The sequence below is a fragment of the Methylobacterium sp. CCH7-A2 genome (genome assembly GCF_001557075.1).
Lineage (GTDB): Bacteria > Pseudomonadota > Alphaproteobacteria > Rhizobiales > Beijerinckiaceae > Allobosea > Allobosea massiliensis.
Map to the genome: position 1 here is coordinate 1 of NZ_LSKN01000243.1, position 12,110 is coordinate 12,110.

General features: G+C 66.7%; 13 protein-coding genes and 1 pseudogene. 9 read left to right on the top strand and 5 right to left on the bottom strand.

Features of this window, described 5'->3' with window-relative positions; all coding sequences use genetic code 11:
* From AX750_RS18315 to AX750_RS18325, 3 genes and pseudogenes are all read right to left on the bottom strand, one after another.
* The coding region (locus AX750_RS18315) for a sulfur transferase domain-containing protein (RefSeq protein ID WP_245282437.1) at positions 1 to 319 on the bottom strand (319 nt) is incomplete at its 3' end.
* A 107-nt stretch (positions 320 to 426) separates the two neighbouring features.
* Positions 427 to 1,044: pseudogene (locus tag AX750_RS18320) on the bottom strand (L,D-transpeptidase); the annotation flags it as partial.
* 62 nt (positions 1,045 to 1,106) lie between these two features.
* Entirely contained in the window at positions 1,107 to 1,727 is a 621-nt protein-coding gene (locus tag AX750_RS18325; RefSeq protein WP_066735695.1) for a DsbA family protein, read from the bottom strand.
* 122 nt (positions 1,728 to 1,849) lie between these two features.
* On the opposite strand from AX750_RS18325, the gene AX750_RS18330 reads away from it, so the two are divergent.
* The 5 genes from AX750_RS18330 (at position 1,850) to AX750_RS18350 (ending at position 7,222) form a co-directional block, all read left to right on the top strand.
* On the top strand, positions 1,850 to 2,512 hold the full coding sequence (locus tag AX750_RS18330; protein WP_066735697.1) for a response regulator: 663 nt from the start codon (positions 1,850 to 1,852) through the stop codon (positions 2,510 to 2,512).
* A 23-nt stretch (positions 2,513 to 2,535) separates the two neighbouring features.
* A complete protein-coding gene (locus tag AX750_RS18335; RefSeq protein ID WP_245282438.1) occupies positions 2,536 to 3,843 on the top strand; it encodes a sensor histidine kinase in 1,308 nt (435 codons plus the stop codon).
* Positions 3,844 to 4,197: 354 nt separating this feature from the next.
* Entirely contained in the window at positions 4,198 to 4,845 is a 648-nt protein-coding gene (locus tag AX750_RS18340) for an SOS response-associated peptidase family protein (protein WP_066735703.1), read from the top strand.
* 248 nt (positions 4,846 to 5,093) lie between these two features.
* Entirely contained in the window at positions 5,094 to 6,035 is a 942-nt protein-coding gene (locus AX750_RS18345; protein WP_066735706.1) for an omptin family outer membrane protease, read from the top strand.
* Between the two features lie 203 nt (positions 6,036 to 6,238).
* A complete protein-coding gene (locus AX750_RS18350; RefSeq protein WP_066735709.1) occupies positions 6,239 to 7,222 on the top strand; it encodes a succinylglutamate desuccinylase/aspartoacylase family protein in 984 nt (327 codons plus the stop codon).
* An 8-nt stretch (positions 7,223 to 7,230) separates the two neighbouring features.
* Here the strand turns inward: AX750_RS18350 and AX750_RS18355 are convergent, their stop codons facing one another.
* The gene (locus tag AX750_RS18355) at positions 7,231 to 7,821 is read right to left on the bottom strand and encodes an XRE family transcriptional regulator (RefSeq protein ID WP_066735712.1); all 591 of its coding nucleotides are present in this window, start codon (positions 7,819 to 7,821) and stop codon (positions 7,231 to 7,233) included.
* Between the two features lie 156 nt (positions 7,822 to 7,977).
* On the opposite strand from AX750_RS18355, the gene AX750_RS18360 reads away from it, so the two are divergent.
* From AX750_RS18360 to AX750_RS18375, 4 genes are all read left to right on the top strand, one after another.
* Positions 7,978 to 8,709, top strand: coding sequence for an ABC transporter substrate-binding protein (locus tag AX750_RS18360; protein ID WP_197432000.1), 732 nt, complete (start codon positions 7,978 to 7,980; stop codon positions 8,707 to 8,709).
* A 187-nt stretch (positions 8,710 to 8,896) separates the two neighbouring features.
* Positions 8,897 to 9,559 (top strand): amino acid ABC transporter permease, encoded by a 663-nt coding sequence (locus AX750_RS18365; protein ID WP_066735725.1) that lies wholly within the window; start codon positions 8,897 to 8,899, stop codon positions 9,557 to 9,559.
* Positions 9,560 to 9,585: 26 nt separating this feature from the next.
* Positions 9,586 to 10,317, top strand: a complete 732-nt coding sequence (locus AX750_RS18370) for an amino acid ABC transporter ATP-binding protein (protein WP_066735729.1) — start codon at positions 9,586 to 9,588, stop codon at positions 10,315 to 10,317.
* Positions 10,318 to 10,329: 12 nt separating this feature from the next.
* Positions 10,330 to 11,631 (top strand): FAD-binding oxidoreductase, encoded by a 1,302-nt coding sequence (locus AX750_RS18375; protein WP_066735717.1) that lies wholly within the window; start codon positions 10,330 to 10,332, stop codon positions 11,629 to 11,631.
* Between the two features lie 39 nt (positions 11,632 to 11,670).
* Here AX750_RS18375 and AX750_RS18380 read toward each other — a convergent pair.
* Positions 11,671 to 12,110, bottom strand: a 440-nt coding sequence (locus tag AX750_RS18380) for a glucose 1-dehydrogenase (protein ID WP_156451411.1), incomplete at its 5' end; no start/stop codon positions are given.

Below are 12,110 nucleotides of genomic sequence, written 5' to 3' on the forward strand. Positions count from 1 at the left end.
CGAGGACATGCAGGATCGCGACGCGCGTGCCGGAGCGGCAATGCGCATAGACGGGACCTTTCGTCTCGGCCACAGCCCGCTGGAAGGCCCGGATGTCGGCCTCGGTGATCGCTGCCGAAGTCAACGGGACATAGGCGTAGCCCAGCCCGGCCTCCCGCGCGATAGCGGCAGCCTTCTCGTGATCGATCTGCCCGCCCTCCTCGCCATCGGGCCGGACATTGACGATGCCGGCGAAACGCGAGCCGGCGAGACCGCCAATCACGGTCGCGTCAGGCTGGCCGGCGGCTGTCAGCTTCGGCGAGAGGTCGATCGAGGTCATGGGGGCACTCACATAGACATTATATTATAAAATATAATGTAGAGTGACCTTGCCCTTTCTGCAAGCGGCCTGAACGCACCATGCCAAAGCGTGCCGGGTCAGGCCGGCAGCACCACCACCTTGGAGCCCTTGGGGATGCGGTTGTATAGGTCGATGACGTCCTGGTTCATCATGCGGATGCAGCCGGACGACACCGCTTCACCGATCGTGTCGGGCTCGTTCGTGCCGTGGATCCGGTAGAGCGTGTCCCTGCCGTCCTTGAACAGGTAAAGCGCCCGGGCCCCCAGAGGATTGGCGTCGCCGCCCTTCATGCCGCCGGCCCATTTTGCATAGCGGGTGGGCTCGCGCTTGATCATGTCCTGTGTCGGCGTCCAGCGCGGCCACTGCGCCTTGCGCTCGACGGTGGCCGAGCCGGTGAACTCCAGGCCCTCGCGCCCGACGCCGACGCCATAGCGCAGCGCCTTGCCGTGCTCCTGAACGAGAAAGAGGAACCGGTTCGCGGGATCGACGATCAGCGTGCCGGGTTGATGCGCGGTCGGATAATCGACGAGCTGGCGCAGATTGCGTGGCTGCAGGTCCTCGAGCGAGACGGCGGGGACATGGAACGGCTCCCCGCCGACCTCGCCATAGCGCCTGAGATCGAGGGCGCTGAACTGCGGCGTCGGCGCCGCCGGAACCGGCCGTTGTGCGATCGTGGTACAGCCCGCTGCAGCCAGAGCGATCATGAGGCCCGCCAGGCGGCGCGTGGGTTTGGAGAGGTCGGTCATGGAGGATGCGAGCCGGTCGATCACAGGCCCGCCTGCTTCTTGCGCGCGTCGGCGACGACCTGCCTGAAGCCAGCATAGTCCTGGGTCGAGGTTCGGAACGGGCCGATCAGATAGGTCGGCGTGCCCTGCAGCCCGAGCGACTCCGCCTGTGCCATGTTGCGCCGGAGGAGCGCCGTGATCTGGGCGGCCTTGCCGTTTACATCCGCTTCGAGCCGGCCCATGTCGAGGCCGGCGCCCTTGAGGGCAGCAGTGATCTGCTCGCGACCGAGCCGTCCCTTTGTCGCCATCAGCGCATCATGGGCTTTGGCATAGGCGCCCTGAAAGGCGGCGGCGAGCGCCAGCTGCGCGGCATAGACCGAGGTCTCGGCGATCACCGGCCAGTCCTTGTAGACGAGCCGGATCTGGCCATCCTCCCGGACGAGACGGGCGAGATCGGGGGCGGCCTTCTTGCAGAAGGGGCAGTTGTAATCGAGAAAGGCGACGATCGTGACATTGCCTTTCGGGTTGCCGGAGACCGGCGCCTCGGGGTCGTTGAGAATGGCCTCGACATCGGGATCGCGTCCCTTTGCCAGCGCCAGTCCGGGAGCAGTGGCGAGGAGCAATGCGAAGCCGCTGATGATGGTCCGGCGGTCGTGCTGCATCGGTCTGGTCCTCGTCGGCTGGTAAAGGCGGCGGCTTGTGCCGGCATGACTGCAGCCATCGGCGCGTCCCAGCTTAAGCCAGCCTTAAGCCGCACAGGGATGCTGCCCGTCCTGGAGAAGCGATGCGTGTTCTGATTGTCGAGGACGACCCCATTCTGGCCGACGGTCTCGCCGTCGGGTTGAAGCTGCACGGCGTCAGCGCCGAGGTCGTCGGCAGTTGCGCCGACGGCCGCCATGCGATCGCGGCAGGAGCCTTCGACGCGATCGTCCTCGACATCATGCTGCCGGACGGCTCGGGGCTCGACCTGCTGACCAGCCTGCGCCAGGCGGGCGACGAAAGCCCGGTCCTGCTCCTGACGGCGTTCGACGAAACGCGCGATCGGATCGCCGGGCTCGATCGCGGCGCCGACGATTATCTCGGCAAGCCCTTCGACCTCGACGAACTCGCGGCTCGCCTGCGGGCCGTGGTGCGGCGGCGCGATGGCCGGGCGACGGCGACCATTGCCGCAGCGGGTCTCGTCCTGACCCCGGCGAGCCATTCGGTTTCCCGCGACGGTCTCGCCATCGAGGTCACGCGGCGGGAATTCTCGATCCTGCGCGCGCTCGCCGAGCGGCCGGGTATGATCCGCTCGCGCATCGAACTGGAAGAGCGACTCTATGGCTGGCAGGAGGACATCGAGAGCAACGCCATCGAAGTTCACATCCACAATCTCCGGCAGAAGATCGGACGCGAGCAGATCGAGACCGTGCGCGGCCTGGGCTATCGATTGAGGATGACGCCTTGACCTCGCTGCGCGCGCGCCTGTTCGTGATCCTCGTCGCCACCACCGGCCTGATCTGGCTGGCTGCTACTGCCTGGATCTATCTCGGCACCAAGGCCGAGCTCGAACGCGTCCTCGATACGCGCTTGCAGGAGGCGGCGCGCATGGTCTCCTCGCTCGTCCGGGATGCCGGCGCATCGGCGCCAGCCGCGATCGCCGCGACTCCCCAGGTCTCCACAGACGACCCCGGCGGCTATGAGCGCCAGCTCTCCTGCCAGATCTGGTCGCTGGGCGGGCGGCTCGTCGCAGCCTCGACGTCGGCCCCTGCGGAAAGGCTGGCCGGTCACGTCGCCGGCTTCAGCGACAGCCTGATCAATGGCGAGCTGTGGCGCGTCTACGCCATCGAGGACGCCGCCAAGGATGTCCGGGTTCTGGTCGGCGATCGGCTCGGCCTGCGGGATCGCCTCGTCAACGACCTCGTCCTAGGCCTCGTCGGCCCGGCTCTCCTGATGCTGCCGATCTTCGCCGGGCTGATCTGGATGAGTGTCGGGCGCGGCCTGTCGCCCTTGCGCGGGATCGCCGCCGATCTGCAGCAGCGCGCTGCCGATGATCTCGCCCCGCTCCACGCCAGGGTGATCGACGAGATCCGGCCTGTGACCGACGCGTTGAACGGCCTGTTTGTGCGCTTGGACGCCGCACGCCGGCATGAGCGCGAATTCACAGCCTTCGCGGCTCACGAGCTGCGCACGCCGCTCGCCGGCATCCGGACCCAGGCCCAGATCGCCAAGGCTGCCGAATCGACCGAGATGCGGACTGCCGCATTGGACCACATCATGCAGGGCGTCGACCGCACGGCACGCCTGATCAGTCAGTTGCTGGCGCTGGCAAGGCTGGAGTCTGGCGCCGAGCCGAGCCGGCGCGAGCCGATCAATCTTGGGCAGCTGCTCCGAGACATCGATCGCGAAGGCCAGAGGCCAGCATCGATTATCGTCGAGATCGATGCCGGCATTGACGCAATGACGGTGGAAGGGGATCCCGACCACCTGAAGCTGGCCCTGCGCAACCTCCACGACAACGCCTGTGGCCATAGCCCGCCTGGCGGTCGCGTCAGGTGGCTCAGGATTGAAGACACCGCGCTGGCTGTCGATGACGAAGGCCCCGGTGTTCCTGCGGATGAACTGGCTCTGGTCAGGCAGCGGTTCTATCGCGGACGCATGAGCCGACATGCCGGTAGCGGGCTTGGGCTCGCGATTGTCGAGGTTGCCCTGCACAGCGCGAAAGCTGACCTCAACTTGGGCAAGCCGCCGGGCGGGCGGGGCTTGAGAGCGACCGTGTCCTTCAATCGGATCGGTTGAGCGTGAGCTCAGACAGCTTGCCAGATTCTGCAAGTCCGACATCACCATCGACGTCGATCCCACTCAGTACTCCCCCACAGAGTTGGAGTCGCGGCGGCATTCCATTGATTTCAATGAGTATGGAACCGGCCGGTAAGTTCGAGTCCTCGCTTCTCCAGTTGCGGTGGTCGTCAACCGCTTAGACTCTTGAACTTGAAATAGATGGGTATTTGGTTATGGGGGGGCGCTATGAGTCCCTCTCCCGCTACCAACGGATCTCCCAGGATCCACATTGTGACAGTGCTGACCTCCGATCCATCCATCCGGCTCTCCTGATCGCCGTATCGGGTCCATGTCGGGCAAAGGGTCGAGGCGATGTGCAACCTCTACAGCCACACCCGCAACATCGAGGCGATGCGCAAGCTCTTCGCCACCTTCGACGTCGCCGCGCAGATCGTGCCGCAGCCCGGTATCTTTCCCGACTATGCCGCGCCGATCATCCGCAACGAGGGCGGGATGCCGACGCTGGCGATGGCGCGGTGGGGCATGCCCTCGCCCGCCTTCGCGCTCGAAGGCAAGAAGACCGACCCCGGGGTCACCAATGTGCGCAACACCAGGAGCCCGCACTGGCGCCGCTGGCTCGGCATCGAGAACCGCTGCCTCGTGCCCTTCACATCCTTCAGCGAGTTCAACAGGGCCGAGGGCGGCGACATCTGGTTCGCCTTCGGCGAGGACCGGCCGACGGCCTTCTTCGCGGGAATCTGGACGCCGCACTGGGCCAGCGTGCGCAAGCTGAAGGAAGGCCCGGTCTCGGTGGATCTCTACGCCTTCCTGACCACCGATCCCAATGCCGAGGTCAAGGCGATCCACCCCAAGGCCATGCCGGTCATCCTGACGACGCCCGAAGCCTGCGAGACCTGGATGACCGCGCCCTGGGAATACGCCAGCGCGCTCCAGCGTCCCCTGCCGGACGGCGCGCTCCGGATCGTCGCGCGCGGGGTGAAGGAGGATGGAAGCAGATAGCGCAGCTTCAGCATGGCGCTTGGGGTATTCGACACTTGGGAAATCTGCAAACACGTGGATGGGGAAGCCCGGAATACTGAACCGCCAAAACCGACAGAAGCTCAACCGCAGTGACGGCAGACGGAATTGACGTTGCGCGAAGACGTCAGATCGGCCTTCCAAGTATGGTTAATCGTTTATTGAGACAAATTGCGTCCAATCGCCCTTGAACCGGGAGATGGACGATGCCGAGTCGCAGTGGATGGTTGATGACGTTTGTCGGGTTCGTCCTCCTGTCGGGCCCGACGCTGGCGCAAGGCTTCGATCCCGGCTCGGCGACGGGGGCTGCCGGCGAGCCGATGTTCAGCGTGACACCGTCGATCGGCTATCTGCGCAGCGTTTCGACAGAAAATGTCTATGATCCGTTGAGCCGCAGCAAGATCAGCCAGCTCGACTGGAAAAGCGAGGCGGTGACGCTCGGCGGTCGCGCGGCCTTGCGTCCGTTCGACGGGGTCGTCCTCCGTGGCAGCCTCTGGGCGGCCGTGGCGTCGGAGGCCGACATGCGCGATCGGGATTGGCTCTTTGGCTACCGGGGCGACGATTCCTGGAGCCACCAATCGCTGCACCCCGACACCCGCGTTCCGAAGGCATGGCAAGCCGATGTGAGCGTCGCCTATCGAGTCATCGACGGCGGGGATTTCGCAATCTCCGCCCTGGCCGGTTTCCGCCACTATGACATCAAGTACCGGGCTTATGGCGGCAGTTATGTCTACTCGCAGAATGGATTTCGCGACGCGGTCGGAAACTTCGATCCGAGCCGCCTGGGCATCTCCTATCGGCAACAATGGGATACGCCCTATCTCGGGCTTGGGACGACCTATCGGGGAGAGACGCTTTCGCTGTCTGCCGAACTGTATGGCAGCCCTGCGAGCTTTGGTCGGGACCGCGATTATCACGCGTTACGCTATACGCTCTTCACGGAGAAGTTCTCGCCTTCCGCCATGATCGGCGCCAATCTCGCGGTCGAGTACCCGCTGACCACGGCTTTCTCGCTCGTCGGCCGCGTCGATTATACCAAATACTTCGAAGCCAAGGGCGGCACTCGGATCTACGACGCCGCCAGCGGCCAGTTTGCGCGGATTCCCAAGCCGGGTGCCGGGGCGGACGCCGAGGCGCTGAACGTCTCGCTCGGCGTCAGGGGAAAGATCTGACGCACAGACTCGTACGGGCCGCGTCCGCGACGACCGGCCGGTCGACCGACATGGCATGGGCGGAGAGCGATGGGACACGGTGTGTGTCCTCCTCCACCGGCCCTGGGGTCGCATCACGACCCTTCTCTGCGGAGACGAACTGGCGCAAAGGGCCAGCTTGGTACCCAGCCTCGCCGCCCCCCACTTGCCCACCGGAACCGCCCATGACAGCCCCCGCCGACACCACCTGGACCGTTCCCGCCACTGACGCCGCGCCGCTGGAGAGCATCCGCTTCCATGGCCTGCAGGCCGGGCCGAAGCTGCTGGTGCTCGGCGCCGTCCATGGCAATGAGAGCTGCGGCCCGAAGGCGATCGCGCGCATTGTCGAGAATTGCCGGGCCGGCCGGCTGCTGATCGCGCGCGGCGAGGTCACCTTCGTGCCGGTCACCAACCCCAAGGCCTATCGCCAGAACACCCGCGAAGGCGACCGCAACCTCAACCGGGATCTGCGCGAGCGGCTGCAACCGGTCGACAACGAGGACCGCATCGGCCGCCGGCTCTGCGCCCTGCTGCGCGAGCATGAGGTTCTGCTCGACGTGCATTCCTTCCGCGGCGAGGGCGAGCCCTTCGTCTTCTTGGGGCCGGAGGACAATACTGGCCCGCTCGAACCCTTCCGGCACGGCGCGGCGGAGCTCGCGCTCGCCGCCTGCCTCGGCGTGCCCGTCGCGATCCATGGCTGGCTCGACAACTATGTCCAGATCATCGCCGCGCGCGAGCGGCTGAACCTGCCGCCCCTGGCCGTCACCGAGGGCTTCGGCACGACAGAATTCATGCGCTTTGCCGGGCGCTTTGGCGTGACGCTGGAATGCGGGCAGCATGACGACCCCGCTTCCGTCGAGATCGGCTATGCCGCCATCCGCAATACGCTCGCCCATCTCGGCCTGATCGACGCGCCCGCTCCCGCACCGGCGCTGACTTCAGTGATCCAGATGACCGAGGTGGTGATCTGCGAGGCGGCGGGCGACCGGGTGGCGCAGGGCTGGAAGACCGGCGACCGCGTCCCGGCCGGTGCCCTGCTGGCGACGCGCGCGGATGGGACCGCCGTGACCGCGCCGAGCGACGGCTTCGTCATCTTCCCGAGCACCACGGCCAAGCCCGGCGAGCCGATCTGCCATTTCGGCGTGGCGAGCCCGCGCCGGCCGCTCTGAGCGCGCCTTCAGAGGCAGTTCACCCAGAGAACCCGTGTCTCGCCCGAAGCCGCATTGGCGAAGCGGTGCGGCCGGGAGGACAGGAAGCGGAAGCTGTCGCCCTCCTGCAGCGTCCAGCTCTCCTGCTCGACGCTCAGGCTCATGGCGCCGTTCAGAACAAGCCCGGCCTCCTCGCCGCCATGGGTGTAGAGTTCGTCGCCGGTGCTGGCGCCCGGTTCCATCTCGACCAGATAGAGGCTGAGCTTGGCACCCTCGCTGTGCGGGGTCAGGAGCTGCTTGCGGATGCCGGAGCGCCAGAGCTGCAGCTCGCTGCGCCCGCCCGCCCGCACGATCGTCGCGGTCTGGGACGAAGCCGCCTCCCCGCCCTTGGGAAAGAGATCGCCGATGCCGACGCCCAGCGCATCCGCCATGCTGGCGAGCGCTCGCAGCGTCGGCGAGGACTTGCCGCGCTCGATCTGGCTGAGGAAACCGATCGAGAGATTGGTCCGGCCCGCCAGATCGACCAGCGAGAGGCGACGCTCGCGGCGCAGGCGGCGCAGACCGGCGCCGATCTCTGAATCGACTTCCGGCCGGGACGGCGTGGCGGCAGGGCTGCTCATGAAGGCTCCATTCGTCGCCGCTATTTCATGCACGTGAAATCGCTTGCCGACAAGTTTGTCCTATGCTCGTATCTTCACGCAGGTGAAAATTGCCGTGCCATTCAGACACAGGCCCAACCGGGGGATTTTGCCATGGAACGTCGCACCTTTCTGTCGATGCTGGCGGGCGGCGCGCTCGCAGCCGGGCTGACCCCGGCGCAGGCGCAGGCGGTGCTGAAGGTCGGCTCGACGCCGACGGGCAGCCCCTTCACCTTCCTCGACACCAAGACCAACACCATCGAAGGCGTGATGGTCGATCTGATCAAGGCGATCGCCGCCGTCTCCGATTTCAAGGTCGAGGTCGAGGGCATGCAGTTCTCGACGCTGATCCCCTCGCTCACCGGCAACAAGGTCGATATCGTCGCCGCCGCGATGTACATCACACCGGTCCGCAAGGAGGTGATCGACTTCTCGGACCCGATCTACACCTATGGCGAGGGCCTGATCGTCCCGGCCACCGACACGAAGGACTACGTCACGCTCGAAGACCTCAAGGGCAAGACGATCGGCGTCCAGATCGGAACGGCCTATGTCGACAAGCTGCAGAGCTCGGGCCTGTTCTCGGAAGTGAAGCTCTACAAGACGCTGCCGGACATCCTCGCCGATGTGAACGCCGCCCGCGTCCAGGCCGCCGTCTTCGACCTGCCGATCATCGCCTACAACCTCTCGCAGGGGCAGTTCCCGCGCGTGCGCATCGTCAAGAGCTACAAGCCGGTGATCTCCGGCTCGGTCGGCATCGGCGTGCGCAAGACCGACGGCGAGCTGCTGAAGAAGATCAATGCCGGCCTCGCCAAGCTCAAGGCCGACGGCACGGTCGACAAGATCCTGGCCAAGTGGGGCCTCGTCTGAACCTTCAGTTCGGGTTCCTGAACCACACCGTCATCCCGGGCGCAGCGAAGCGAAGACCCGGGATCCATTCCGGAACCGTTCCGGCATGGATCCCGGATCGGCGCTGCTGCGCAGCTTGTCCGGGATGACGCGGGAGGCTCGCGAGACTCCCGCAGAGACGATCATCAGGGCTCATCACCGGAACCGCATGCAAACCTTCCTGCGCGACGCCACCCAGTTCCTGCCGCTGCTGCTGCAGGGCATCAAGTTCACGGTGATCGTGGCGCTGGGCTCGCTCGCGCTGTCGACGGTGCTCGGCCTCGTCTGGGCGCTGATGCGCGTCTCGGGCATCGGCTGGCTGGCGACGACCGCGAAGATCGTCGTCAACACGCTGCGCGGCATCCCGATCCTGGTGCAGCTCTTCTACATTTACTTCGTGCTGCCCGAGTTCGGCATCGCGCTGACGGCGCTGCAGGCGGCGATCATCGGGCTCGGCATCGCCTATTCGGCCTATCAGTCCGAGAACTTCCGCGCCGGCATCGAGGCGATCGACCACGGCCAGATCGAGGCCGCGCAGTCGATCGGCATGGGCTGGGGCCTGACCATGCGCCGGGTGATCCTGCCGCAGGCGATCCGCCTCGTGCTGCCGCCCTATGGCAACATCATGGTGATGATGCTGAAGGATTCCTCGCAGGCCTCGACCATCACGGTGGCGGAGCTGACGCTGCAGGGCACGCTGATCGCCTCCTCCACCTTCAAGAACATGACCGTCTACACGCTGGTCGCCCTGCTCTACCTGGCGATGTGCCTGCCGCTGATGGGGCTGGTGAGCTGGCTCGAACGCCGCTTCGGCAAGGGGGCCAGGCGATGACCGGGCATGTGGTCGCGGGCGCGCCGATGATCGAGATCACCGGCGTCACCAAGAGCTTCGGCTCGTTTCCGGTGCTGAAGGGCATCACGGCGAGCGTCGCCCGGGGCGAGGTCGTCTGCCTGATCGGACCGTCCGGCTCCGGCAAGTCGACGATCCTGCGCTGCATCAACGGGCTCGAATCCTATGATGGCGGCGCGATCACGATCGACGGCGAGCGCGTCGAGCGCGACAAGCCCTCGATCGTCGGCATCCGCACGGCGATGGCGATGGTGTTCCAGCGCTTCAACCTGTTTCCGCACCGCACCGCGCTGGAGAACGTCGTCGAGGGACCGATCTTCGTGAAGAAGGAGCCGGCGGCGCAGGCCCTGGCGCGCGGACGCGACCTGCTCGATCGTGTCGGGCTCGGCAACAAGATGGATGCCTATCCCGGCCAGCTCTCGGGCGGACAGATGCAGCGCGTCGCCATCGCGCGCGCGCTCTGCATGCAACCCAAGGCGATCCTGTTCGACGAACCAACCTCGGCGCTCGACCCCGAGCTCGTCGGCGAGGTGCTGCAGGTGATGAAGAGCCTGGCCGAGGAGGGCATGACCATGCTCGTCGTCACCCACGAGATGGGCTTCGCGCGCGAGGTCGCCGACCGCGTGCTCTTCCTCGACGGCGGCGTCATCGTCGAGCAGGGCCCCTCGCGCGAGGTGCTGAGCGCGCCGACCCATCCGCGCACGCAGGATTTCCTGCGCCGCGTGCTGCGTCCGATCTGAGGAGCGAGCCCCGTGGCCGAACCCTTCCCGCTCGCCCCCTCGCTCTGGTTCGCGACCGCACCGGCCGCGGCGGCGACCCCGCCGCTGGCGCAGGACGTCAGCGCCGATGTCTGCGTGATCGGCGCCGGTTTCGCCGGCCTGTCGACGGCGCTGCATCTGGCGGAGGCCGGCGTCTCGGTCGTGGTGCTCGAGACCCACGAGCCCGGCTGGGGCGGGTCCGGCCGCAATGGCGGGCAGGTTATCCCCGGCATCAAATATGATCCGAGCGAGATCCTCGCCAAATTCGGCCCCGTTGCGGGCGAGGCGCTGATCGGCTTCGTTGGATCCACCGCCGATCTCGTCTTCGACCTGATCGCGAAACACGGCATGGATGTGCCGCACAAGCGCGCCGGCTGGATCCAGGGCGCGCATACGCCGGCCATGGTCGAGACGGTCAAGCGCCGCGCCGCCGAATGGCAGGCACGCGGCGTCGACGCGCAGTTCCTCGACAAGGACGCCGCCGCCCGCCTGCTCGGCACGGATCGCTATCTCGCCGGCTGGGTCGACCGGCGCGCCGGCGGTGTGCAGCCGCTCGCCTATGCGCGCGGGCTGGCGAAGGCGGCGCTCGCGGCGGGCGCTGCCATCCACGGCCAGAGCAACGTCGTCTCGCTCACGCGCAGTGGCGCGACCTGGACGGTACGGACCGCCCAGGGCGCCTCGGTGACGGCGCCGCGCGTCGTCGTCGCCACCAACGGCTATACGGGCGACCTGATCCCGAAGCTGCGCCAGAGCGTGATCCGGCCGAACTCCTTCATCGTCGCCACGCAACCGCTCTCCGACAACGTCGCGGGCACGATCCTGCCCGAGGGCCAGGTCGTCTCGGACACCCGCCAGCTGCTGCTCTACTTCCGCAAGGACCATCAGAACCGGCTGCTGATGGGCGGCCGCGGCCCCTTCCGCGAGCCGAAGGATGCCGCCGACTGGGCCCATCTCGAGCGCGTCGTCGGCAAGATGTATCCGCAGGTGAAGGGCGTGCCCTTCGACTTCCGCTGGTGCGGCCGGGTGGCACTGACGCGTGATTTCCTGCCGCATCTGCACGAGCCCGAGCCCGGCCTACTCGTCGACATCGGCTGCATGGGCCGCGGCGTCGGGCTGCAGAGCGCCATGGGCAAGGCGATGGCGGCCTACATCACAACCGGCGACAGGGGCCGCCTGCCCTTCCCGGTCGTGCCGATCACGCCGCTGCCGCTGCACGCGCTGAACGAGCTCTACGTCTCGGCGATCATCGCCTGGTACCGCCTCACCGATGGCGGCATGAAGGACAAGGCGGCCTGAAGGCCGGCGGCGGGCCTCCCCGCCACCGGCACGGATCGCTCAGACGCAGCGCCCGCCATCGACCGCCAGCACGCTGCCGGTCACCATCTCGGATTCGTCCGAGCACAGGAACAGCGCGGCATTGGCGATGTCCTGCGGCGTCGAGAACCGGCCCCAGGGAATCGTCGCGGTGAAGGCCTTGCGCTTTTCCGGCGTATCCTCGCCCATGAAGGTCGCCAGCAGTGGTGTCTCGCCCGCGACGGGCGCGATCGCGTTGACGCGGATCCGGTCCGGTGCCAGCTCCACCGCCATCGACTTCGATAGCAGGTTCGCCGCCCCCTTCGAGCCATTGTACCAGGTCAGGCCTGGCCGCGGCCGGACTCCCGCTGTCGAACCGATATTGAGGATCACGCCGCCGCCATGCTCGCGGAAATGCGGCACCGTTGCCTTCGCCATCAGGTAGATCGACTTGACGTTGACGTCGAAGACGCGGTCGAACT